At 64.2% G+C, this 24,278-nt stretch carries 18 protein-coding genes and 1 pseudogene; 6 read left to right on the forward strand and 13 right to left on the reverse strand.

The genetic code is table 11. The features are described from left to right. From JHD80_RS13985 to JHD80_RS14030, 10 genes are all read right to left on the reverse strand, one after another. A partial coding sequence (locus JHD80_RS13985) for a glycosyltransferase (protein ID WP_199088314.1) occupies positions 1-949 on the reverse strand: 949 nt, incomplete at its 3' end. 155 nt (positions 950-1,104) lie between these two features. Next, positions 1,105-2,220, reverse strand: a complete 1,116-nt coding sequence (locus JHD80_RS13990) for a glycosyltransferase family 4 protein (RefSeq protein ID WP_199088315.1) — start codon at positions 2,218-2,220, stop codon at positions 1,105-1,107. Next, positions 2,217-2,765: an acyltransferase gene (locus JHD80_RS13995; RefSeq protein ID WP_199088317.1), complete on the reverse strand. Its 549-nt coding sequence runs from the start codon at positions 2,763-2,765 to the stop codon at positions 2,217-2,219. Before JHD80_RS13995 ends, JHD80_RS13990 begins: the two co-directional genes overlap by 4 nt. Before the next feature lie 21 nt (positions 2,766-2,786). Beyond that, positions 2,787-4,247, reverse strand: a complete 1,461-nt coding sequence (locus JHD80_RS14000; RefSeq protein ID WP_199088320.1) for a lipopolysaccharide biosynthesis protein — start codon at positions 4,245-4,247, stop codon at positions 2,787-2,789. A gap of 2 nt (positions 4,248-4,249) precedes the next feature. Beyond that, positions 4,250-5,266 (reverse strand): glycosyltransferase family 2 protein, encoded by a 1,017-nt coding sequence (locus JHD80_RS14005; protein ID WP_199088322.1) that lies wholly within the window; start codon positions 5,264-5,266, stop codon positions 4,250-4,252. Between the two features lie 41 nt (positions 5,267-5,307). Further along, on the reverse strand, positions 5,308-6,453 hold the full coding sequence (locus JHD80_RS14010) for a glycosyltransferase family 4 protein (protein ID WP_199088325.1): 1,146 nt from the start codon (positions 6,451-6,453) through the stop codon (positions 5,308-5,310). Positions 6,454-6,518: 65 nt separating this feature from the next. Further along, on the reverse strand, positions 6,519-7,838 hold the full coding sequence (locus tag JHD80_RS14015) for a cellulase family glycosylhydrolase (protein WP_199088326.1): 1,320 nt from the start codon (positions 7,836-7,838) through the stop codon (positions 6,519-6,521). Between the two features lie 82 nt (positions 7,839-7,920). Further along, positions 7,921-9,318, reverse strand: a complete 1,398-nt coding sequence (locus tag JHD80_RS14020) for a lipopolysaccharide biosynthesis protein (protein ID WP_199088328.1) — start codon at positions 9,316-9,318, stop codon at positions 7,921-7,923. Between the two features lie 55 nt (positions 9,319-9,373). After that, on the reverse strand, positions 9,374-10,591 hold the full coding sequence (locus JHD80_RS14025) for a glycosyltransferase family 4 protein (protein WP_349237266.1): 1,218 nt from the start codon (positions 10,589-10,591) through the stop codon (positions 9,374-9,376). Positions 10,592-10,654: 63 nt separating this feature from the next. Further along, positions 10,655-11,839, reverse strand: a complete 1,185-nt coding sequence (locus JHD80_RS14030) for a glycosyltransferase family 4 protein (RefSeq protein ID WP_248311553.1) — start codon at positions 11,837-11,839, stop codon at positions 10,655-10,657. A gap of 376 nt (positions 11,840-12,215) precedes the next feature. Between JHD80_RS14030 and JHD80_RS14035 the strand changes: the two genes are divergently transcribed. Continuing rightward, positions 12,216-12,962 (forward strand): metallophosphoesterase family protein, encoded by a 747-nt coding sequence (locus JHD80_RS14035; RefSeq protein WP_199088334.1) that lies wholly within the window; start codon positions 12,216-12,218, stop codon positions 12,960-12,962. Positions 12,963-12,997: 35 nt separating this feature from the next. Here JHD80_RS14035 and JHD80_RS14040 read toward each other — a convergent pair whose 3' ends face one another. Then, the gene (locus JHD80_RS14040) at positions 12,998-14,689 is read right to left on the reverse strand and encodes an exopolysaccharide biosynthesis polyprenyl glycosylphosphotransferase (RefSeq protein WP_199088342.1); all 1,692 of its coding nucleotides are present in this window, start codon (positions 14,687-14,689) and stop codon (positions 12,998-13,000) included. A gap of 29 nt (positions 14,690-14,718) precedes the next feature. Here JHD80_RS14040 and JHD80_RS14045 point away from each other — a divergent pair, with 29 nt between their 5' ends. Next, positions 14,719-14,979 carry a hypothetical protein gene (locus JHD80_RS14045; protein ID WP_199088343.1) on the forward strand — a complete coding sequence of 87 codons (261 nt, stop codon included), beginning with the start codon at positions 14,719-14,721 and terminating at the stop codon, positions 14,977-14,979. A gap of 100 nt (positions 14,980-15,079) precedes the next feature. On the opposite strand, the pseudogene JHD80_RS29395 reads toward JHD80_RS14045, so the two are convergent. After that, positions 15,080-15,845, reverse strand: a pseudogene (locus tag JHD80_RS29395) (transposase family protein); the annotation flags it as partial. 20 nt (positions 15,846-15,865) lie between these two features. Then, positions 15,866-16,123, reverse strand: a complete 258-nt coding sequence (locus tag JHD80_RS14055) for a hypothetical protein (protein ID WP_199088347.1) — start codon at positions 16,121-16,123, stop codon at positions 15,866-15,868. 242 nt (positions 16,124-16,365) lie between these two features. Here JHD80_RS14055 and JHD80_RS14060 point away from each other — a divergent pair, with 242 nt between their 5' ends. From JHD80_RS14060 to JHD80_RS14075, 4 genes are all read left to right on the forward strand, one after another. Then, positions 16,366-16,872 (forward strand): hypothetical protein, encoded by a 507-nt coding sequence (locus JHD80_RS14060; protein ID WP_199088349.1) that lies wholly within the window; start codon positions 16,366-16,368, stop codon positions 16,870-16,872. 40 nt (positions 16,873-16,912) lie between these two features. After that, positions 16,913-19,129, forward strand: a complete 2,217-nt coding sequence (locus JHD80_RS14065) for a GNVR domain-containing protein (RefSeq protein WP_199088351.1) — start codon at positions 16,913-16,915, stop codon at positions 19,127-19,129. A 157-nt stretch (positions 19,130-19,286) separates the two neighbouring features. Further along, complete coding sequence (locus JHD80_RS14070) at positions 19,287-19,991, forward strand: hypothetical protein (protein ID WP_199088353.1); 705 nt, start codon at positions 19,287-19,289, stop codon at positions 19,989-19,991. Positions 19,992-20,172: 181 nt separating this feature from the next. Continuing rightward, a complete protein-coding gene (locus JHD80_RS14075) occupies positions 20,173-24,210 on the forward strand; it encodes an RHS repeat domain-containing protein (protein ID WP_199088354.1) in 4,038 nt (1,345 codons plus the stop codon). Positions 24,211-24,278: the final 68 nt, after the last annotated feature.

Consider the following 24,278-nt stretch of genomic DNA (forward strand, 5'->3'; position numbering starts at 1 on the left):
CTGCCTCGACCGGCGAACAGAGCAGTCCGGTCACGCCATCCTCGATAATCTCGGGCAAGGCGCCGACGGCGAACGCCACGATCGGCTTGTGCGCCCGCATCGCTTCGAGCGCGACGAAACCGAAGCCTTCCCAGCGGGAAGGGATGACGACGAGGTCGGCCTCGTCGAGCTGGCCTTCGATGGTGTAGTGATGCTGCCACCCCTGCATCTCGACATTGGAGGGCAGCTCCAGCGGCTGATCCCGCCCCACCACCGTGGAGCCGATCATGTGCAGATGGATGTCGCCTTCCAGAGCCGCTGCGGCCTTGAGCAGCAGATCGTAGCCCTTCTGTCGGTCGAGGCGGCCGACGAAAAGGACTTTCAGGCGCGGGTCGTGCCAGCCCTTCACCTGTCTCTTCGGCCGTTCCGCCGCGATGCCGTTATGGACCAGCGCCAGTCGCCTGGGCGCGATTCCCGCGGCAACAGCCGCGCGAAATTCGCAATTGGAAATGCATATGATGCGGCTGGCCAACGGCGCCAGGAGCCGCTCCATGCTTCGCGTCGTGAAATGGCTGACAGCGGACGCGTCCCGCAGGAACGCCCAGCCATGCGGACAATAGACCAGGCGCAGCTCTGGAAACATCGCCTTGAGCGCCGGACGCAGGACCATACCGGCAAAAGTCGAATGCAAATGCACGACGTCCGGCCGCAGCTGGCGAACGGCCGCGCGGGTGCTGGTCACGAGGTTCCACAGGCTGCGGATATTGCGCCCCGTCCTGCCATAGGCCCAGATGTTGGAGTCGGCGATGGCGTCGAGATCCGCGCGATGATCCCCGGGCACGACATAAGCCAGATTGGCTTCGCCGAAGACGGGCGCATGATGACGATGTAACTCGTTCAGATAGGTCGCGATCCCGCCACGAACGGTTTCGGCGACGTGCAATATCCTGAGCGGCGGCTTCGATGCCATCTACCACTAACCTTCCGACAGTCTCTTGAATTCAGATACAGGTTCATCCATCAAAAAGAACTTACCTGACTCTGCAGTTCCAAAGGGCGAAGTCGTTGCCTCGGCATTGATGGTGGATGGAAATCGATCATGATGCCATCGTCGCTCGCGCTCCTTCATGAATTGGCCAGGAGGGCGAGCTTCTCCAACATGGTCTGCGCCGATCGCTGCCAGGAGTACAGCTTCAGGCGTTCGCCTTGCGCAGCGGCGAGCAGATCCAGGGAGGGGATCCCCTCGATCCGCTCCCGCATCAGCGTGCTCAGTCTCTCCGCATCATGGGGTTCGAAATAACGGACCGCATCTCCGCAGACCTCGACCACGGCCTCGGCCGTCGAGGCCAGCACGGGACATCCGAAGGTCATCGCCTCCAGCGGAGGCAGGCCGAAGCCCTCATAGAGGCTCGGAAACACGAAGGCGGTCGCGTGGCAATACAAAGCCGCGACCTCCTCGTCCGAAAGACGCCCGGCAAAGATCGCGCCTGTCGCGCCGGTTCCTCCATCGCTGCCGCCGAAGACCTGGTGGTTCCCGCCGCCGACGACGACCAGGGGATGGTCGGCCCGGCCGAGCAGCCGGGCGGCCTCGATCGCCGTCGTGATGTTCTTGTTCCGATTCATCGAGCCTACCGCAAGGAAGAACCGCCGCGGCTCGATCCCGAGCCGCGCCAGGATGCTGTGGTCGGGAACCGTGGCGGCGATATGTTCGGCGCTGTTGGGGATGACGCTGAACCGCTCCTGCGAAAGCTTGAGCGCCGCGGCAAGCTCCTTCCGCGAGAAGGCCGAGACCGTCCCGAGATGGGCGGTGCGGGCATAGAGCCGGCCGAGCGTGCGATGCAGGGCGAGGTAGCTGCGGCTGAAGAACTCGGGATGGCGGTAGACCTGCGCGTCGTGCAGGACGATGAGATGCCGGCGGTGAAGCACCGGCCCGGAATTCGCCAGGCTGACCAGAACGCCCTGCCGCGACGCGTGGGCAAGCTCGACCTGGTCCCAGGCATGGCCCCTCAGCCTGCCGAGCCGCCGCTGGCCGATCGCCGTCAGCCGGAGCTCGCGCTCGGCATTGGGCGGCAGCAGGAGCGTGAAGGTCGCCTCCGCCAGTCCGGGCGGGACAGATCCCTCTGCCACAAGCCGATCCAGCGCCTTCACCAGTTCGGCCGCGTAGCGTTGGACGCCGGTCACCGCCTGCGAAAGAAACCGGCCATTGATGTAAATCTCGCGCCGCCGCAGCCCCGAAGTCATGACGAGGTCCGCTCGGCTTCGCCGTCATCGAGCCGCCTTTTCAGGACGGCCGGGACGCCGGCGACGAGAACGTTGTCCGGCACGGATCCGCGGACCAGCGCGCCGCTGGCGACAACCGCCCCGCGCCCGATCACCACGCCCGGCAGCAATGTGACGCGTGTTCCGATCCATGCCCCCGCGCCGATGCGGATGGGGCTGGCCAAGACCTTCCCGGCGCGGCGCGACGAGGGCCCGATCTCATGGTCGGCCGTGACGAAGGCGCAGTGGGTGCCGACATAGACCCCGTCCTCGACGAGGATGTCGGCAGACAGGTCGAAATAGCATTGCCGGTTGAAGAAGCAGTCCTTGCCGACCGTCAGCTTCGCGACAGGGCCGAGATTGATGTAGCTGTCGCCGGCGAACGCCGTGCCGGCGCCGATGCGCACGCCCATCAACCGGTAGATGCCGTTGCGCAGCCGCTTGCTGGCGCTGTCGGCCGGCAGCAGATTGGCCGCCAGATTGGCGAGCTGGCAGCCGAGCTTCCGGCGGAAAGTGTTGAATGACATTGTCCGGGTCGCCTTCCTCGATCAGGACCGGGCGGTCCGGCCCGCCATGGCGAGCACCATTCCCAAGATTTCCTTCAGCAATGCGGGCTGCAGCAGGGAGAGTGCCCCGGCGTAAACGACCACCCCCGCCACGGCCAGATACGCTATCGTCACGATCGGCGGAACCGCCGGAACCGCTGATTTGAGCAGGAGCAGCACAGCGATCATGATGGCGCTGGCGAGCAGCGGCATCGCCACGGCCCGCAGCGTTGCGATGGCGCTGATCCCGGCGGACCGTGCCACCGACCAGAAGATGACCGGCGTCACGACCGCGAGCCGGACGATATTGCCGGCAGCGGCGGCTTCCAGCCCGTAGCGCGCCGAAACATAGGCGACGATGGCGCTCGCCCCGAATTCGAAGACATTGACGGCCAGCACCATGCGCATCGCGCCGACGGCCATCAGTGCATTCGACTTGTAGAAAACCAGCGGCACGAAGATCACCGTCAGCGTCAGGATTTGCATGAGCGGCACGCTCGGCGCCCATTGCGGACCGAACATGACCGCGATCAGTTCCGGCGCAATGACGGCGGCGCCGAGGAACATCGGATAGGCGAATACCGCGGTCATCTGCACCAGCCGCAGATAGCCGCGCACGAAGGCCGGCCGGTCGTCCTGGAGGCGCGACAGCGAGGTCAGGGTGACGGCTGTGATCGGCCTGATCGACAGCTCCTGCAGGAGATCGAGCGCCCGCCAGGAGATGCGCAGATATCCCAGGGCCGTGGCCCCGAGCACGTAACCCACGATCAGATCGATGATGCGCTGGTTACCGCTGCCGAGCACGGACGCCACCGCCAATGTCGAGCCCCCCGCGAGCTGGCGCCGCGCCGTGGCGGGTTTCCAGACCATGCGCGGCCACCAGCGCGTGGCATAGACCATCGCGACGAGAAGCCAGGCCATGTAGATCAAGCGCTGCGCGACGAGGCTGTAGACGCCGAAACCGGTCAGCGCCATCACGAGCGCGACGACCCCGCTGACCAGCGTCGCCGTCACATTTCGCGCGGCCAGCGCCTTGAAGCCGAATTCCCGCCGCAGCATCGCCTCATAGACGGCCCCCCCCGCGAAGAGGAGGCAGGTCAGAGACAGAAGCTCCATCACCGGCTTGAGGCCGGGCGCGGAGAACGCGCTCTCCATCGGCCCGCTCAGGGCGAACAGAGTGACGGTGAAGACGGTGCCGATCCCGATGCTCGACCAGAAGGCGGTGCTCGCCTCGTCGTCGTGCAGGCTCTTCTGCTGGATGATGACCTCAGTCAGCCCGGCGCGTCCGAGCGCGCCGCTGAGCTCGATGAACACGGCCGCAATCCCGACGAGACCGAAAGCCTGCGGCCCGAGCTCCCGAGCAAGCACGATGAACAGCACGAACTGGAAAACGGTTTGCCCGCCGGATCCCAAGATCATCCAGGCGATGCCGGAAACGGTTCGGCTATGCGATGTCTTTTCCATGCTCAGCCGGCAGTTGTCGTTCTGCGTGCACGCTGGACGAGCGCCTGCGATACGAAGCCCCAGGAGGGTGGCGTCATGGCCAGCAGCCGCAGCGCACTGAACGCACGCCGCTCGTGCACCAGAGCGAGAGCCTTCTCGAATGCGCCAAGGCCCATGGCCTGCGACCGGCGCGCGCGCAGCAGCGCGAGCTGACGCGAGGACAGATCGCGACCGTGAGCTTGAAGCAACTCGTCTACGGCCACGACCACCCGCGAGCGATCGACGAGCGTCCGGGTCTGCCCGGATTTCCGGCCCGAGAGCGAGCCGACGCGTTGCGTGTAGAGATAACCCGCGAAAGGTGCCAGCGCCGCTTTCGCTCCGGCGATCAGGCACCGGGCGTAGAAATGAAAGTCCTCATTGTCACGCAGATGCTCGGGATAGCGTAACCCCGAGTCTTCGATGAATGAGCGCCTGAAGATGAACTTCAGCAAGGCATATTGAAGTGGCGGGCGGCCAGTCAGCGCAAGCGCGCTGGGTCTGAACATCGAAGCCACCAGGAAGCCGTCCAGCGTCACCGCCTTCACCGCACCTGTCTCGTTGGCACCGCCGCGCCCGGTCTCGGCCCCGGCGACAGCGTCGAAGTAACGGATATCGTCACCGACCATGTCGAGGCCCTCCTCCTCGCCGAGGCCGATCAGGAGCGCCAGCCGGTCGGGCGCATAAGCGTCATCAGCATCGAGAACGGCGATCCAGCGCCCCTTCGCCGCCGCGATCCCTCGATTGCGGGCTGCCGATGGCCCTGCATTCTGCGGAGAACGAACGAGGCTGATACGCGGATCGGCCCGAGCCAGCCCCTGCACCACTGCGACCGTGTCGTCGCGGGAGCAGTCGTCCACAACGATGATCTCGACATCCTGCAATATCTGTTCCTGAACGGAGGAGATCGCCCGCCCGATGAAGCCCGCCGCGTTGAAGGCCGGGATCACGACCGAAACCGCCACGGCGGACCTGTCGAGGCCCTCGGTCGCGCTCGCACTCATATCCGGGGCTTCCGGCCGCCGCTGCTGCGGGTCATCGTCCCTCATCCGAAAGTCAGTTCTGCGCAGCGTGCCCAGGTCAGGCTGCCGGCCCAGTCGCGGGCCTGCGCGCCCAGCCGATCGCGTTCCGTCTCGTCCGCCAGCAAAGCGCCGACGACGCCCGCGACCGTTACCGGATCGCGATAATCGACCAGGCGGCCCGTCCGCCCGTCGAGAACGACCTCGGGCACGCCGCCGACGGGTGAGGCGATGCTGGGCACACCCTGGGCGCCGGCCTCCAGATAGACGAGACCGAACCCCTCGATCTTGTCGTTGCGGTCCTCGCCCAGCAGCAGGAACAGATAAGCTGCGGCGTAGAGCGCGCGCACATCGTCTTCCGGCAGGGGCCCTGTGAAGATGACAGGGAGGCCGATCCCGGCGGCCTGCCGCCGGAGCGTCTCGGCGTGAGCGGGATCGCCGGCCTTGCCGACGACCACATAGACGACCTGCGCCTTCTCGGCCGGCGAGAGGCGCGCCAGCGCCTCGAGCACATGGCGATGCCCCTTGCGCTCGTCCAGCCGCGAGACGCTGAGCAGGATCCGCCGGTCCTGCGGAATGCCGTAGCGGCTGCGCAGATCGGCCTCGCCGGCGACGGGCCCGAACCAGGAAGGCCCGACCCCGAGCAGCGCCACCTCCGCACTGGCATCGGTAATGGCCGGGTGCTCGCGCCGTGCGATGGCCAGCGTGTAGCGGCTGTTCGCGACGACCTTCTCCGCGAGCGCCAAAGCTCGCCCCGCGCCGAGCAGCCGCGGCAGCCGCGCCTGGTTGAGGAGCAGCGCGTCCGTCCCGTGGAGGATGACGCGAAAGCGCAGCGGCCGCAGCAGGGCGACCATGCGGGCAGCCACGATCGGCGGCCAATCGGCGAGATGCACGATATCGAACTGCGCGATGTCCCGACGCATCAGGCGGCGGGCGTAGACCATGAGGCAACGTAGGGAATTGCGCGTGTAATGCGCGATCGGCAGACGTTCGACAGCAAAGGGCAGCCCGGCGTCGTAGCTGGCGTTGTCGCTGTCATGTGTGGGCGCGACGACCGTCACATCGTGCCCGAGCGCAGTCGCCGCGCGGGCGATTTCCACGCAATACGTACCGACGCCGCCGAGAAGCGGCGGGAACTCGTAGGTCACGACCAGGATACGCTTGCGGGTCATTCAACGCGTCTCGGGCAGCTTTCGGGCCGGTGTCGTCGCGGGGAACGACGCGATGCCGGATCGGGTCAGGGGGTTGCGATCTGGATGGCGAGCTGGTCGGCCGTCCGCGCTCCGGGCTCGATCACCAGCGGCACCATGGAAAGGCTGCCGGAGGAACCTGTCTCCGCGCCGCACAGATTCCGGCCCGCGACCGGCGTACCGTCCCGATATGCCACCTTGCCGCTCGAATCGCGAGCCGTGGTCCAGATCACCCAGACGGGTTGGCCCCGGGAATTCTTGCCTTCGAGCCAGCGCAGGCCGGGCTGCGTCTTTCGGAACTGTGCGCCGGCGAGCGAGCGGGAGAGCTTGATCGCTTCGCGATACATGCATGCAGCCGGCTTGGGCGCATTGTCGTAGCCGAAGAGGCCGAAATTATCCTCGCGGTCGGCCGGATCGGTGCCGCTGTTGCGCAGCTCATAGGCCCATATGCCCTTGATCCAAGGCTGCGTCGGCGCCCACAGCGCGAATTGGGCCATGTTCGCGGCGGCCAGGTCGGGCGGAAGCCCGCAGGGGCCGTTGTCGTTCGGCCAGCCGAATTCGGTGATGTAGATCGGCAGGTTTCGGCCGGCGGGATCGGCGCTGATCGCCGCGTGGAACGCCTCGACCTTCCCGATCAGGTTCTCGGCGGTGCGATCGGGCGGCCGGTTGCAGTGATTGTAGAAATGGACCGAGACGCCGTCGCCCGTCTGCGCGAGCCCTGCCGCGACAGCCCGCTTCGACCAGGCCCAGCCGTCATCGTCGCCGATCGACCCCGTCAGCACCAGCGATTTGGGGTTGACCGCCTTGATCGCCCTGTAGGCCGCCCTGGCGGTCTCGACATAATTCTCGGGGGAATAATCGGGATTCTCCGAAACGGCCCCCAACGGCCCGAGAATGGGTTTGCGCGGCCGCCAGCCCATGTTCCACTCGTTCCAGATCTCGTAAATCGTATCGTAGGCCTGTGTGCCGACCACGACGCGCGAGACGAAATTCGCGAAGAGATCGCGTTCCCGCGGCGAAGTCGGCGCGTCGCGTGCGACCGGCGCGGCCGCAAGCTGGCGCCCCTTCAGGATCAGCACCGGCCGAAGCTTACGGTCGAGAAGGATGGCGTTCAGCCGCTCGAGCTGGCGGCCGAGGGGATGGTCGGGCTCCGCGGTCGTGAAGGCGCCTTCGAGCACATCGTCGCGAAAGCTGGCGACGCCAAGACCGGCAAGCAGCGGCCGTTGCGTCTCGGCGAGATAGCCCCGCTTCGTGTTGAAGGCGAAATGCGTTCCGGCCCCGAAAATGAATTCGCTGGCGCCCGCTCGTCCCGTCAGGGCGAGCGTCAGCAGCATGGCGGTGGCGGCAATCGTCTTCAACGCCCGCATGGCACTCGAATCTCCCCGGCTGATCCTCATCAGACCCCTATTGCACTGCACAACGAAAGCATGGCGTAACATTGTTCGCAACTTATGACGCCTGTCGCGGCGAGTGCAGAAAGCGTCCACGCCACAGCACGAACAGCGTCAGGGCGCCGGCGGCCGCAAGTTTTGCGGCGAACAGAAGCAGGGGCGTCGACCCGATCCACCCCATGGCGAAAATGGCGACCGCGACCGCGCCGCATAACGCGATCAGGCGTAAATCGGGAAAGGCCGCAAATCGAACGGTCGGCGCGGCCATGGCCACGCCCCAGAGAAACGTAGCGATACCGGCGACCCAGATCGCCGTGCCGACCGAGCCGCCATTAGCCAGCACGAGCCAGCAGCTCGGAACCGTCACCAGAAGCTGGCCGAAAGCAACCAGGACAAGCCGTTGGGTCCGCTTCAGCAGATGAATGACGACCGCCCCGGTGACCTGCAGATGCGTGTTCACGAACGCCAGGAAGGTGACTGCCGGAGCGACGGCTAGAAAGGCCGACAAGGCCGCGGCCGGAACGAACAGCCAAGCGATGTCCGAGGTGAAGGTGATCATGCCCGCCATTAGCAGCGCAGTACTGCACAGCAGGAACTCGAAAAGCCTGGCAGTTGCGGCTTGCGCCTCCGCCAGCGAGGAGCGATCGTACTTCGCCGCGACCTCGGGGAAAGACACCATGTGCACCGCGGCGGCGAGGACCGAAAAGGGCCGCTGCAGCAGGTCGAAGGCGAGCGAAAAGCCGGCCGCCTCCGTGCTGGCGTGACCAAGTCTGCCGACGACGAGAAAGCGCACCGAAACCGAGGCTCCGAGATGCATGACGGAGGCCGCAGCCGCCTTCATGCCGTAGTGGCAATAGGCCTGAAGATCGGCCTTGTGCGTGTCGCGCCAGCTCCAGCGAACCAGCCTGCGATCATAGGCGACGACCGTCGCGATACCGCAGAGCTGCGCGAAGAGCATGCCGGCGAGAGCCGCCTCGGCCGACGGGTGGAGCCATGCTCCAAGGCTGGCCAGCCCCATGAGGCAGGTCGAGCGGATGATGGCGAGGCCGGCCGACGGAACGAGACGGTTGTCCACCCGCAGAATCGTCAGCAGGAGATCGGCGAGGCTTTGCGCGATCGCGACGCCGATAGCCAGCGCGGCGGTGAGCGGGCGCGCCGCGGTGAAATGGAAAACGACGGGAGCGACCACCAGCAGCGCGGCCGCGCTCAGACCGAAGGCGCTCAGCACCGCACTGCGCAAACGCAGCTTTTCTCCCTCATGTGCTCCGGCCAGAAATCGGGTGCCGGCGATCTGGAGCCATTCGAAGGCGAGCACCGCGACCAGCTGACTCGACGCGACGACGAGCGAGAACGCGGTATAGGCGGCGCTGTCCACCAGATGACTGACCGCGAAGACGAGCCCGATGGCGGCCAGGCTCTGGTACAGATAGCCGCCAAGCACGAAGAGCTTCGTCATCGGTCTTTCCTGGCGCCCGCGCCTTCCACGGGCCTCGGCAGCAGAGAAGCCCGCATCAGCCGGCGACGCTCCGCTGGGCCGCGATCGCGCGGCCGTAAATATCGAGATAGGCCTCGTTGACGTGGGCCATGGTCCGGTGGACGGTATTCTTCGCCAGCCGCTCCTGCATCGCGCGCACGGTTTCCGGCCGCTCGGCGAGCGACGCGATGAGCCGTGCCATCGCGTCAGGCTCCGGCTCGACGATCCAGCCGGTTTCTCCCGGCTCGATCGCCTCCGGGGATCCGCCATAGGGAGAGACGATCAGCGGCCGGCCGGCCGCCAACGCCTCCTCGATGACGAGTGCACCGGGCTCCTCCCAAAGCGAAGGAGCAACTACGATGTCGACCTGGCCGAAAAATTCCTCCGGCTTGACATAGCCCAGAAACGTCAGGTCGGCCTGCGGAGCGTCCCCGCGCAGGCTGGCCATCTCCCCTTCGTTCAGCCTGCCGGCGATGACGAGCCGAACGGTGCCGGCCGGCAATCGATTTACGGCCTGCGCCAGCTGGCGGATGCCCTTCTCGTGATGCGGCCTGCCCATGAAACCGATGGAGAAAGGCCTGTCCGCTTCCCGCGGCGCGACGCCGGCGACCGTTCCGAGAGCCGGCGACGCGTTTCGAACCACGGCCTTGATCGGGGTATCGAGGAAGAGCTTCTCGCGCTCATGGATTTCGACGATCCGCCGGCTCACGCCAACCAGCGCGGTGACATGGCGCGTCTTGCGCCGCCGACCCCGCGTCAGCACCTTGCAGGAGCCGCATGTGGTTTCGCAGATGCCGCCGCGGCCGAAACGCGAGCCGCGTGCGCAGGTGAGATAGTAATCGTGCAAGGTATGAACCACGGGCACCCGCCGAGCGCGGGCGACGCGCCAGATATCGGTGCCGAGCCCGACCAACGTATTGGAATGCAGGATATCCGGCCGAAAGGCTTCGATCCTCTGTGCGAAAAGGCGGCTCGCCGGCACATGATCGTCGATCACATGCCATGCGAGGCGGGCCAGTGCCGGCTTCGTCTGGCCATAAGGGAGGTAGATGTTGTTCCGCCCGGCGGAGAGAACCGTCACGCCGTTGACCGTCTCGACCGCGCCGTCGCTCTTCGGCCGCGATCTGATGACCTCGACTTCGTGCCCATCGGCGACGAGCCGCTCGGCCACGCGCCGCACGAACAGCTCAGCTCCCCCGAACGTATAGGATGCCCTTGGGGTCGGATACAGCGAGGTGCTCATCAGGATACGCATGATCGGCCCCGGCTGGTCAAAATCGAAACAACACGAGGCGCCGTTGTCAGGCCCAACAACATCTCAGCCCGAGCGCCTTACCTTAACGTCATCGTAGATGTCCATATGAGCGCGAGCGATGGTGTCGGCCGAAAACATCTGCCTAACCTCCTGGGATGCGGGGTGGCTCCCGCGCCACTTGGCGCGATCGTTGATCGCAGTCGCCATGAGCTCGGCCAGGCGGGCATGGTCGCGCGGCGCGTACGTGCCGATGAGGGCGGACTGCTCGGCGATCTCCGGAATCCCGCCGGCCGTCGAGCATATCGTTGCCCGCCCCGCTCCGATGCTCTCGATGAGCGTTCGCGGCAGCGGCTCCGGCCAGACCGAACTCACGAGGCAGACATCGATGCTGGCATAGAATTCGGCCGGTCGCGTGAAGCCTAGCCACTCGATGCGCGGGTCGACGTAGCGGCCCTTCAGGGCCTCGACATAGGTTTCGATGCCCCGCCCGGCGATGCGCAGCCGCCAGCCGGTGGACGGCAGGCGGCGCGTCGCCTCCAACACCACCTCGATACCCTTTTCGTCCTCGACGCGGCCGATATAGCCGAAGACGACATCCTCATCCTGCGCGCCCTGCCCCGCCTCGCCCATGTTGACGATGTTGCGAATGACGGCTTGCCGGGCGTTGGAAAAATAGCCGCGCCGCGTATGCGTTTCCAGCATGTAGCGACTGTTGGAGATCACCGCATCGACCTCGGGCGCCCCCAACCTGAAACCGGCCGTCATCGCAGCGCAGGCCCCGCAGCGCTGCTCGCAGGTCCTTCCCCGCGTGAAGAGCGTCGAGCGCTTGCAGATGGCCGTGTAGTCACGCAGCGTATGGACCAGCGGCATGCCTCGCTTCTTCGGCTCCGACCACAGCGCCGAGGAAAATCCGATAAGATTGTGCGTATGCACAACCTCGGGCCGCTCGCGATCGAGTATCCGGCCGAACCGCGCTGCCGCGCTCCCGTTCCAGATATCGTTCGCGTGCCAGCGCAGGCGCTTGAGCGGTGACGGCCGATGCGTCAGGCCGAACGGCCAATAGACATTGTCGAGCGGAACGCGATGAACCTTAACGCCCTCGACTATCTCGGTTGCTTCCTCGGCGGAGTCGTGAAAGGTGACGACGCCGATATCGATGCCCCTGTTTGCGAGGGCCTTGGCCAGCAGCGCAACCGACACTTCCGCTCCGCCGATGATGTTGGGCGGGTAAAGCGTATTGACGAACATCAGTTTCAAGCTGGAAGCACCTTATCCATCGGCCGCCCTCCGGCCGACACACGTGGCCAAGCGGAAGCCGCTTTCAGGTCCGGCAACACCGGGCTCGCGGGAGCCGGCGAGCCACGTTGAACGTCGACGCCCGAAGGCCACGAGCTGGTGTCGAATTTCAGCATCCCGACGTCTTAGCTTTTCCAGTCCACGCTAATCAACCGCTTTTGCGGCAATGCAACATGGGCTGGACAACCCTCTTTTGAACGCGGAACCGCCTTGCAAGTGCGCCTTCGCAGCTCCAAGAATCAAGGCTGATAGGCGACGGAATTCGACCGCCCGCCATCGGCCGCGCATGGCTCGGCCTGCTGCCCCGACAGGATGTGGAGGTAATCGGTTGATCGCGACCGAGCTGACGACGAGCGGGTGGACGCCAAGCCCGACACGGCTCCCGCCCGAGACGCGAATCTACGCCATCGGCGACATTCACGGGCGGGCCGACCTTCTACAGGCCCTGCTCGAAAGAATCGCGCGTGACCTGAACGATGACCCGATCCGCATGCCGATGGCCGTATTCCTCGGCGACTACATCGATCGCGGGCCGAACTCGGCAGGGGTCATCGAACTTGTCTTGATGCTGAAACGACAGCTTCCGACAATCTGTCTGGCCGGGAACCATGAACTCTACGCACTGCGCTTCCTCCAAGCCCCCCATACAGGCCTGGCCTGGTTCGAAGTGGGTGGCCGCGAGACCTTGATGTCCTACGGCGTCTCGGTCCCGTGGCACCTGGCGCCCCCTGCCTTGACGACCGTTTCGGAAGCCTTCGCGAACGTCTTGCCGAATGAGCACTTCTACTTCCTGTCGACGCTCGGCCTGACATTTTGCCTCGGCGGCTATCTCTTCGCGCATGCAGGCATCGCCTCCGGCACCCCGGTCGCCGAGCAGGACCAGGCCATCGTTACCCTGACGCGAACTGCCACCGAGGATCCCCTGATCGAAAGGGGCGTCGTGCTCGTTCATGGCCATACGCCCACGAACACGGTCGTGCTCGACGGCAACAAGCTGAACATCGACACCGGCGCCTATGTCACGGGCCGCCTGAGCTGTCTGGTGATCGAAGACTGCGGCTTGCGCCTGCTCTGAGCGGCCGGATGGTGGCGCGCGGAAACATCTAGCCGTCAATAAGCCGTCTTCTGGCGCAGCACGACCAACACCGTGCGCAGGATGATCGAGATATCCAGCCAGATCGACCAATTGTTGATGTACCAAAGATCCTTCTCGATCCTGGCTTCCATGTTTTCGATCTTCGGCGTCTCCCCGCGCAGCCCCTTCACTTGCGCCCAGCCTGTGAGGCCTGGCTTAGCGTGGTGGCGGAATGCGTAGGTCTCGATAAAACGCGCGTAATAGTCATCGTGGGCGACCGCATGCGGGCGCGGCCCGACGATCGACATATCCCCCGCCAGCACGTTGATAAGCTGCGGCAGCTCATCGATACTCGTTCGCCTGATCAGCTTGCCCACGCGGGTGACGCGCGCATCGTTCTTTTTGGCCTGTTCAATGACCGCGCCGTTATCCGCGACGGTCATCGAGCGAAACTTCAGGATATGGAAGGTCTTCCCGCCGAACCCCTTGCGCCGCTGACGGAAAAGCACGGGGCCCGCGCTGTCGAGCCGCACGGCGACGGCCGTCATGATGAAGAGGGGGCTGAGGAGGAGAAGGCCGGCACTTGCGACCATGAGGTCGAGAGCGCGCTTCAACGCGCGCTCGAAAGGGGCGAAGGGAGCGCGCTGGTATTCGGCCAGGATAAGCGAACCGGCGCGAGTCATGGAGCGGTCGTAGATCGCGTTCATGCGCGGCGTCAGGATCAGCCGGACCGGAACGGGCACCACCCGCAGCGCTTCGAAAACAGGATCCATCGTCGAGACGGCGTCGTCCGTCGCCGTGACGATGATCTCTTGGATGTCGCCCCGGCGCATCAGCGCCTCGGCGCGAGCAACGGCCTGCGACAACTCCTCCTCGCTCGGCCGCGCCGGCAGGTCGTCGATGTAGGAAGGCTGGAGACCGCGCGTTCCGAGATCCATCAGCCGCGCCGCATCGCCCGCCCCGGCCTTACCACCGATGCGCAGCACGAAGACCTTGGTGACGAAAACCAGATCGCGATCGATGACGCTGCGAACGAGCTCCGGCCACCAGCGCCGCAGCGCCGCGAGGGCGACGCCGCCTGTCGTCGCGTAGATCGCGACGGTCCCGCGCGAGAAATCAGCGCCCATCTTGAGCATGAAGGCGCAGAGCGCCATGAAACTCAGAGTGACGATCCAGAGACGGAGAGCGGCAACCGCTCCGCTCCAGGCTCCATACCGCCTGCGTGCCGCTTGGGGCTCATAGGCTCCAGTCAAATAGGAAAGCGCGACGAAGATCAGCGTCGAAACGAGGCTGAAACCGAAAAAGCTGCTGGCAGCCCCGGCATCACCACCTGCCACCAATGTGCTGTAGAAGAACGGCGCCAGAATGCCGGAAGACAACAGAACCAATGCATCCGCGCAGCAGCCGATCGGGCTCAAGGCTGCCCACCCCAGCGAGAAAAAGCGCCGGCTTCGCTCGGTCTTTTCAAACTTGAGCGTGCTCCCGACAGGTTGCATAGGCGTCTCTTCGGATATCGCGCAATCGTCGCGACCGCTTAACACGTCTTTAACCATGGAGACAGGCAAAATTGCGCGGCCGCCGAAAAAACTGAAATCCCTAAAAATGCAATGAAAACAGAGCGTCGAAACAATACCCCTCTCGACAATCTGATATTTTTTGCGGATCGGGATCCGCGCCAGCCCGCATCCCCAGCGAATAGCTGCGTGGTTCCTGCGGAAGCGCTTCACAGAGACCGACGGCGCTGCTAGCAGACGTCATGGAGCAGTTTCGCGAATGGCTGGCTGCTGGAGCCCGGAGATGGCTCGCGCGGTGGGCGAACGACGATGCACGAAAAGCGCTGCGCATCTCCGCGGCGCTGACGTTTCTGTGCGGAATGCTGTTTGGCGGCCTGCTGACCGCCTTGGCCCTCCAACCTGCGACCCTGATCATCGTCGCCTTCGGCGCACTGGCCGGCTACGGGGTTCGATCCTTCATATCCTACCGAAGGCGGCAGGCGGCTCGGCGCGACTGGCTCTGACCCGGGACGTGAAGCGCGGGCGCCGTCCTTACCGCCGAATTGCTGAGCGACTGCCTATCGGCCCGGGACGATGCCTCGAGCCTGCCAAGAGACGTGCTAGGTGGCTTAGTCCCAGCATGCCATGGTTTGGCCAACGGCTGGACAGCCCTAGCTCTTCGGCGCTGATTTGCCTGATGACCTCGAGCGGAGTCCGCAACTTCAGTACCTTGATCTGGTTGGTGTCATTATAGGCCAGCAACCAGTCCCAGACGCGGCGCCCAGGTCGTTGATCGAGGCGTCGTGCAAGGCGCGGACGGTGGCGTCCTGGATGGTTTGGCCATTCGCTCCGTCTGGCCGTTGGTCCGCGAATGACACCCGCGGCAACGCCGATTTTTTCAGCGACATCCGCCACGAACAGACAGATCTTGCCGCCTTCATAGCGCAGCTCGGCGATGTCGATATGGGGGGAGCCGATCTCGTAGACCTTGAACCGCTTCAGATTTTCGCGATCGGCCTTTTGTAAGCGAGAGATTTCGTGACGCTGAAGGCAGCGCTGCAGTGGCGAGCGCGTCGATGCGGGATGGCGCCCGTCAGCGTGACAAACACGCCGTCAAGCGGCAAGCGGGCCCGCGCACCCAGAGCGACGATCGCGACACCTCGATGGCGGAGAGAATGAAATTACGGCTTTCCTTCGGGCCCATCGGCTCACCTTCGGTCGCCCGCCACGTCCTCACGGTCTGCTCGTTGAGCCCGAAGCGCCGCGCGAACTCCGCGACCAAAGCCTACGATCGCCGCAGCTCCGCTCGAACGGCGTGAGTGATCGCGCCGCGCCCGTGAGGAACCTGCCCCTCGCGCGTCCCTCTCCGACGACGATAACGACACGCTATCGCACTGCGGAACGAAACAACTAGGCCGCCGCGAGCCAGCCCGGAGGGCGAGTGATCTCGCCCCGCGAGCCGTCCGCCTCGGCGAGCATCGCCTTCACCAACGCCAGTTGCCGGAGCATATATCGCGCAGTCATCTCGCTCGGCAATCGAACATGAGACGTCCCGCTGCGGCCCTTCATCCGCGCCCAGCCATGCTGAATGGCGGCGTGACGCGCCTGGGGCGCCGTGCATCCGAGTGTTTCGGCAAGTTCGTCATAACTGAGCCAGATTTGGGCCATCTTCTGCTTCCCGATTTTCTGGCACAGTCATAACGCGGAGCTCTGACCAGCCGGTATACAAGCTTGGTAAGCAGTGCGTTGCCGCGCGGCTCGCTGCACTGGGACTCGACGCTCTTCCGCGCCAGGATATTTATTTTGCACCGCGACATAACTATGCCATAGAGTGGCGCTGCTGGAGCAGCAGATAATAGAGGCTGCAGAAGGTTGTCGTGCGAATAAGCTCTTTTGAGATCGTATCGAGTTTGCTGGCGGTGGGGGTTCTTGCCTCGCCGGTCACATTGCTTGCTGCGGAGCAGAGCTGCGTCAACGTCGGCAAGCGCAATCCCCGCAGCGAGCTGGACCGCTTCAAACAGGCCCCCACGGGTTTCCTCAACGATATCCGTAACGACTCCACCAAGATCAGCGGCCTGGTGTCGAGCTTCGTCGCGAGCGACCCCGAATTGCTCGACACCGTCAAGCAGATGATCGCCTCGGCAGGAACGGCGCAGCGGCGAGCGATTGGCATGGGGTTGGCCAGCGCGGCGGCGCAATGTGCGAATACCCGGCCGTCGGTCGCCGTGGCCATCTCGGACTATGTTCGCAAAATGGACGATTCCAACGTCGGGAGCGGCTTCCAGGCGATGCGACAGGTCCAGCCGGTGACGCTGCCCCAGGTGACGAAGCCGAAACCGGCTCAGGGCAGCGCCCTGATCGAAGGTGAGTTCGGCGAAAAGCTGACTGACCCGTTTTCCGAGCCCGAAATCCAGTAGTCGACCAGTTTCTGAGGCGAGGAGAGGCAAGAGCTAAACGATGTACCAGCCGCGAGAGCCGTTTCAACCTGCGGGTCCTGCCACCCAGACGGCCCTGCCGACGATCCTGACCCCCAGCCAGGTCCTCGACGTTTTTCGCCGTCAGTGGCCCCTGATCGCCAGCATCGCCGGCGCTATCGTGTTGCTGGTCGCGGCTTATGTCCTGACGGCGTCGCCGCGCTTCACCGCCAATGCGCGCATTCTGATGGATACGCGCCAGAACCAGCTGCTCGAGAAGCAGAACATCGTCGGTTCGGCGCTCATCGACACCGGCATCGTTGACAGCCAGGTGGAACTGCTGACGTCCGAAAACCTGCTTTCGGCAGTCGTCCGCAACTACAATCTGGTCTCCGATCCCGAGTTCAATCCGCCGCGCGGACCGCTGGCCGCATTGCTCTCCTACCTTTCGTTTTCGGACGATGGGCCGCCTTCCGAGGAGCGCCGCGTCCAGAAGGTCGTGGAGGCGATGCAGCGCAACCTCAAGGTCGACCGGGTCGGAACCACCTATGTGCTTTCGGTCAGCTACACGGCGCTTGATGCACGCAAGGCCGCCCTGATCGCGAATGCGATAGCCGACGCCTATATCGTCGGCGGTCTCGAGGCGAAATACGAATCGACCAAGCGGGCGGGCCAGTGGCTTCAAGCCCGCAGCGTCGAGCTACGCGATGCCGCCACTCGCGCCGATCGCGCGGTGCAGACTTTCAAATCCCAGAACAACATCGTCGGCACGAGCCGCGGTCTGATGAGCGACCAGGAGCTGACCGACGTCACCAGCCAGCTCACCCAGGCGAAAGCCGCGACCGCCGAAGCCAAGGCCCGCCTCGATCGTATCAAGGTCGTCAACGACAAGGACTTGGTGCAATCCACCGTCAGCGACGCACTGAACAACCCGGTCATCACCCGCCTGCGCGCGCAATATCTCGATCTTTCCGCCCAATATGCGGACTGGTCCGGTCGTTATGGCGCCAACCACCAGGCGGCGATCAATCTGTCCAACCGGATGGGCGAGTTGCGCAAGTCCATCCAGGACGAAGTGAAGCGTATCAGCGATGCCTACCAAAGCGACTACGAGATCGCGCGTTCGCGTGAGCAATCGCTCCAGAATGACCTCGACGCGCTGGTGAAGAGGGCCAGTAGCTCGAGCCAGCTCCAGGTCGAACTGCGCAACCTCGAAAGCGCAGCCGACACCTCGCGCACGCTCTACAACAACTTCCTCGAGAAGCTCCAGCAGGCGACCCAGCAGGAAACCTTCCCGATCACGGATGCGCGCATCATCACGACCGCGGTTCCGCCCGATCGCAAGAGTTCGCCGAAGACGCTGCTCCTGCTCGCCGTCGGCAGCGTCATCGGGCTTCTTCTTGGAACGGGCTCGGCATTCGCGCGGGAACTCATGAACGACGTGTTTCGGACTCCCGGCGATGTCGAGGATAATCTCGGGCTGAAATGCCTCGGCATCCTGCCCAAGGTGCCCGCCGCCGCCTCGCTCGACCCACGCGGCGGCGACGGATCGAACAGCCGCAGCCGGATGTCGAACTTCGTGGTCGAGAATCCGTTCTCCCGCTACGCTGAAACCTTGCGTAACATCAAGGTTTCCATCGACGTCGCGCAGATGAACCGCCAGATGAAGGTCATCGGCATCGTCTCCTCCCTTCCCAAGGAAGGAAAGACGACGGTCTCCGCCAATCTCGGCCATCTGGTCGCAATGACCGGACACCGCACGATCGTCATCGACGGCGACCTACATACCTGCTCCCTGACGCGCACCTTGGCGCCGGATGCCAAGGTCGGCCTGCTCGAAGCCCTCGCCGATCCCGCCAATTGCGATCGGTTCGTGTGCTCCGCCGGCAGCTCGAAACTGCACGTATTGCCGGCCGTGATCCCGCAACGGATGATCAACTCCGCCGATGTGATGGCCTCCAATGCGATGGCGAAGCTACTGCACAACCTGCGCGAGCGCTACGACTACATCTTCATTGATCTCGCCCCGTTGATGCCGGTCACGGATGCTAAGGCGACCAACCACCTGCTCGACGGCATGGTCTATGTCATCGAATGGGGGCAGACTCGGCGCAGTGCCGTCATCGAGTCGATCGGCGGCGCTGACGAGGTCTACGACAAAGTCGTCGGAGCCGTGCTCAACCGCGCCGAGACCGGTGCTCTGCGCCGCATCGAAGGCTATAAGGGCGCCTACTACAACCGCTATTACGTGGAGAAATGAGCGCCGCCGGCCCCGCTGCCACGACGCGGATCTGTCGTTGGCCTGCAAGGTGTCCGGCTCCACGCGGCACAGCTGACAAAGCGCGATCCGGTATCGGGCGGAGCCTGCTCTGAAACCGCCCGTTTTCCTCGTCGCCTTTCGATTGTGCTGCCTGGCTTTGAGCCTCGCAGCTGCCGCCTGGGCAGTCCTCGCCCTGCGCGATCTTCCGCCGCGCGGGCTGCTCGGCATGGCCCAGGCTGCCCGCGTCGGTCAGACATTTGAGATCGCGGCGTTGCAGGGGATGCTCGCGAAGGTCGAGCCGCTGTCCTGCGCCGGCGAGCGGCAGAGCGTTCTCTTGCTACATCTCGCGCTGTTTGATCGCTCGGCCAACCTGGCCTGGGCCGGCGGCAGCCGGTCTGACGATGTGCTCGCGGGATTGAACGAAGCGGCCCTGGCGCGACTGCGCTGCACGCCTTCGGATTCGCTCGCATGGTTCGCTCTCTATCTCGTCTCGATCCGCCAGGACGGGCTCGGCCCTTCCGCCATCGCCCGGCTGACGGCGGCCTATCGCAATGCGCCGCACGAGGCTTGGCTGCAGATGCTGCGGCTGCCGGCCGCACTTGCGGCCTGGAACGGCCTGCCGGAAACGCTCCGCAAGGCCGCGCTCAATGATTTCGACGATCTCGTTGCCGCGGACCTCAATCCTGCCGTCGCGGCCGTTCTCGTGAAGATCCCGGCCACCCGGCGCGAAGCTCTGCTGGCGAAGCTGTGCCCGTTGCAGAGGACACAAAGAGCGGCGATCGCTTACGAACTTCAGAAGCTTCGCAGCGATCTGGACCATCCTTGCCTCATCGACGAAAGCCGCCCGATCTTCATGCGCTGACGCGCGCGAGCGGGCCCAACGACCCGGCGGTCATGCGACCATACCTGCGCTCCGGCGCAGCGGTCACGGGCAGCCGGCGCGGGCACGGCACCGATCGCTCAAATGCGGTCGATCCATTCAACCCGATCCCCACGAAGTCTCTCTACCCTTCGTCCCAACTCCAGCAAAAACTTGGGACCTCATGACATTTTCGTCTTCGGATGCGCCGGTCCTGTCGGCCAGCCAGTTCGTCGGCTCCATCGCCGTGAACGGGCATGTCGGCTTCGGTTGGGTCGGTTACGACAATTCCGCGCTCGTCAGCCGTAGCATGGATTACCTCGGCGTGACGACGATGCGCGACGCCTTGTCCTCGCTGCCCCAGGCCTCGCCAGTCGTCTCCGCTCTTGCCGAAGCGGGCTACAAGTTCGACTTCGTGGTGTCGTCCAGCACGCCGGCCGGCGGCACGGCTGCGCTCAAGGCGTATGTGACAGCGCTTCAGGATTTCGAGAAAGCCCATCCCGGCAGCATCGTCGCGGTCGAGGGCCTCAACGAGGCGAATATCCAGAAGTTCAGCTATAACGGTTCGTCGAGCATGGCTGCGGCTGGCCAGTTCCAGCGCGATTTCTACGAAACGCTGAAGGCCAACGGCACCCTCAAGGATATCCCGGTCTACAATCTCACGCTGGGCCACAACAGCGCGGCAGATTATGCAGCGCTCGGCGACATGTCGGCTTGGTCGGACTATGCCAACGCGCACGCCTATGTGAGCACGAATTCGACGGTATCGGCCTCGCTTTCGACGTCTCTCGGCGTCGCAAGGCCGAGCGCGGGCGATGCGCCCACCGTCATCACCGAGACGGGCTACACGACCCGCGCCAGCACGCCGGAAGTCGGCGCCAGCGAGGCCGCACAGGCCAAGTCCATGCTGAACACCGTGGTCTCGGCCTTCAAGAGCGGGGTGGAGAAAACCTATCTGTACGAGCTGTTCGATCGCGGCTCTGACCCGGCGATGCAGGACAAAGAAGCCCATTTCGGGCTGTTCGACGTCGATGGATCGCCGAAGCTGGCTGCAACGGCGATCCATAACCTGACCTATGTGCTCGCCGATGACGGCAAGGGCGGCGCGCAACCCGACGGTCACCTGAGCTACGCGATCTCCGGCCTGCCCACCACTGGCGACGCCATGATGCTCGCCAAGAGCAACGGCGCCTACGATCTCGTGATCTGGTCCGCGCCCAAGGTGTGGGACGACGCCAGCGACAAGGATATCTTGAACGCCACGATCCCCGTGACCGTGCAGTTCGGCATGGTGCAGGCCAAGGTCTATGTCTATGATCCCCTGCAGGGCTCGAGCCCCGTCGCGGTCTATGAGAATGTCGGGCAGGTAGTGCTGCCGATCAGCGATCATCCGCTGATCGTGGAGATCGGCGGCCCCGGCCCGCGCGTGGAGCAACCCGTTGTCACCGAACCTGTGGTGATCGCCGGCGGAGCCGCCATCATCGCGGAACTCGCGACCCTAGACGTCTCGACGACGCTGCAGAAGATCACCCTGACGGACGGGCCGGTCATTCCCGTGTCCTCGAAGGCGACGTTGGTCTACATCCTCGACCATTATCAGAATGCCCTGTCGAAGATCGCCGGCGATTATCAATTCTCGATCACCCAGACCGCGCCGACCTGGCAGAAGATCGAGACCTATGATAGCTCCGGCCATCTATTCTCGACAGCCGACAAAGGCCTGAAGAATGGCATCGTGTTCACCGAGCAGACGAAATATGCCGACGGGTCGATCCAGAACGCGAACTACACCAACGGGGTGAAGGTCAACGAGCAGATCAAGCATGTCGACGGCTCGAAGGAAGTCTACAATTACGGCCTCAAAGGCGCCGACTACAGCTCGGAGCACGCTTCCTATGATGCCGGCGGCAAGCTCGTAGCCTTCGAGCGACTGCGCGCGGACAATTCGAAAGTCTATACGGAACTCTACACCGGCGGGCACAAGATCGTGACCTGGTACGATGCCGGCGGCAAGGCTGCGACCATCAAGGATTGGGCACCGGATGGCTCTGTCACATCGAAGCTCTATGTCGACGGCGTCCAGACCCGGCTCTTCGTGACCAATGCCGACAACAGCGGCTACAACACCACCTACGGCATCAAGGGCCAGAGCTACGTCACCGAGACCCAGAAGGTCGACACCACCGGCAAGGTCTACGAGGTGCTCCGCTCCCATGCCGACGGATCGCTCGACTATCATTCGGTGACCAAACCCGACGGCACGAAGATCACCACCGTCTACGACGCCACCGGCCACAAGCTGAACAGCGTCACCGTCGCCGCCAATGGCGACCGCTCGACCGACTTCTTCGACCCCGCGAGTAGCGTGCTGACCCGACAGGTCTTCCAGAACAAGGCCGGCGACTTCACGACGAAGGAATATGCCGGCGGCGTCCTCAGCAGCATGACCGTCGCTCATGCCGACAAGTCGAACGACATGGCCTGGTACGATGCCAAGGGTGTCGTCACCAAGACGACTCACCAGGAAGCCAACGGTTATGTCGAGACCAGGCTTTACACCGATGGCGTCCAGACCCGGCTCTTCGTGACCAACCCCGACAAGAGCGGCTACAACACCACCTACGGCATCAAGGGCCAGAGCTACGTCACCGAGACCCAGAAGGTCGACACCACCGGCAAGGTCTACGAGGTGGTCCGCACCCATGCCGACGGATCGCTCGACTATGACGCGATCACCAAACCCGACGGCACGAAGATCACCACCGTCTACGATGCCGCCGGCCACAAGCTGAACAGCGTCACCGTCGCCGCCAATGGCGACCGCTCGACCGACTTCTTCGACCTCGCGAGCGGGGTGCTGACCAAGCAGGTTCGCCAGGACAAGGCCGGCGACTTCACGACGAAGGAATATGCCGGCGGCATCCTCAGCAGCGTTTCCGTCGCCCATGCCGACAAGTCGAGCGACATGACCTGGTACGATGCCAAGGGCCTCGCCACGCAGACGACGCATCAGGAAGCCAACGGCTATGTCGAGACCAAGCTCTACACCAGTGGCGTGCAGACGCGGCTGACTGTGACCAACCCCGACAAGAGCGGCTACAACACCACCTACGGTATCAAGGGCCAGAGCTACGTCACCGAGACCCAGAAGACCGATGCCTCGGGCAAGGTCTACGAGGTGATCCGCTCCCACAGCGACGGCACGCTCGACTATCATGCCGTCACCCAGGCGGACGGCTCGAAGATCACCACGGTCTATGACGCGACCGGTCACAAGCTGAACACGGTCATCGTCGAGGCCGATGGCGACCGGGCGACCGAGCTCTTCGATGCCGCTTCGGGCAACCTGAGCCGCCAGATCATGCAATCAGCCAGCGGAGAGACGACCATCAAGGACTATGTCGGCGGCGTCCATACGACGACGCTGGTCAACCACGTCGACAAATCCAGTGACATGAGCTGGTACGATGCCGGAGGGGCCGTCACCAGGACCACGCATCAGGAAACCAGCGGCTATGTCGAGACGAAGCTCTATACTGACGGCGCCCAGACCCGGCTTTTCGTGACCAACCCCGACAAGACCGGCTACAACACCTCTTACGGTATCCAGGGCCAGAGCTACGTTACGGAAACCCAGAAGACTGATGCCTCGGGCAAGGTGTACGAGGTGATCCGCTCCCACGCCGATGGCTCACCCGACTATCATTGGACCTTGGGTAGCGACGGGACGCGCACGACGACGAATTACGACGCGACCGGCACCCGGACCATGGAGACGGTCGCTCACCCCGACGCCTCGAAGGATGTCTTCAAGTTCGCGCTCGCGGGCCAGCCCGGTGCCGTGCAGCATGAGATCTATGACACCTCCGGCAAGCTGACCATTACCGACGTCAGCAACCCCGACGGGACCCACAAGCTCTACGCCCAGACGAGCGGGGTGACGCTGACCGGAGGTCATGGCGACGACATGGTGCAGATGTTCGGACAGGGTGCCTTCGTCTTCACGGGAGGCAACGACACGATGGTGAATTTCCACGCAGACGAGACGCAATCGAATCACGATGCGATCCAGGTTTCGAAGAGCATCGCTGCAAACTTCGATTCCCTGCAGATCACCAAGGTCGGCTCGGACACGTTCGTCGCCTTCAACGACCACGACTCGATTCTGCTGAAGGGCATCGGAGCGGCGCATGTGACCGCTGCGGATTTCCTGTTCGTTTGAGCGACGGCCGGCGCTGCGCGAAGAAGCTGGATCCCGGCCCGGCTTCCTAATCCGCCAGAGCCCGTTTC

The organism is Allobosea sp. ASV33 (assembly GCF_016428755.1).
GTDB lineage: Bacteria > Pseudomonadota > Alphaproteobacteria > Rhizobiales > Beijerinckiaceae > Allobosea.

Bases quoted from the DNA above. Each gene is read 5' to 3' on its own strand.
- JHD80_RS14010 (WP_199088325.1), bottom strand. From the start codon at position 6,453: ATGACCCGCAAGCGTATCCTGGTCGTGACCTACGAGTTCCCGCCGCTT.
- JHD80_RS14005 (WP_199088322.1), bottom strand. From the start codon at position 5,266: ATGAGTGCGAGCGCGACCGAGGGCCTCGACAGGTCCGCCGTGGCGGTT.
- JHD80_RS14000 (WP_199088320.1), bottom strand. From the start codon at position 4,247: ATGGAAAAGACATCGCATAGCCGAACCGTTTCCGGCATCGCCTGGATG.
- JHD80_RS13995 (WP_199088317.1), bottom strand. From the start codon at position 2,765: ATGTCATTCAACACTTTCCGCCGGAAGCTCGGCTGCCAGCTCGCCAAT.
- JHD80_RS13990 (WP_199088315.1), bottom strand. From the start codon at position 2,220: ATGACTTCGGGGCTGCGGCGGCGCGAGATTTACATCAATGGCCGGTTT.
- JHD80_RS14045 (WP_199088343.1), top strand. From the start codon at position 14,719: ATGGAGCAGTTTCGCGAATGGCTGGCTGCTGGAGCCCGGAGATGGCTC.
- JHD80_RS14015 (WP_199088326.1), bottom strand. From the start codon at position 7,838: ATGCGGGCGTTGAAGACGATTGCCGCCACCGCCATGCTGCTGACGCTC.
- JHD80_RS14065 (WP_199088351.1), top strand. From the start codon at position 16,913: ATGTACCAGCCGCGAGAGCCGTTTCAACCTGCGGGTCCTGCCACCCAG.
- JHD80_RS14055 (WP_199088347.1), bottom strand. From the start codon at position 16,123: ATGGCCCAAATCTGGCTCAGTTATGACGAACTTGCCGAAACACTCGGA.
- JHD80_RS14025 (WP_349237266.1), bottom strand. From the start codon at position 10,591: ATGCGTATCCTGATGAGCACCTCGCTGTATCCGACCCCAAGGGCATCC.
- JHD80_RS14030 (WP_248311553.1), bottom strand. From the start codon at position 11,839: ATGTTCGTCAATACGCTTTACCCGCCCAACATCATCGGCGGAGCGGAA.
- JHD80_RS14075 (WP_199088354.1), top strand. From the start codon at position 20,173: ATGACATTTTCGTCTTCGGATGCGCCGGTCCTGTCGGCCAGCCAGTTC.
- JHD80_RS14020 (WP_199088328.1), bottom strand. From the start codon at position 9,318: ATGACGAAGCTCTTCGTGCTTGGCGGCTATCTGTACCAGAGCCTGGCC.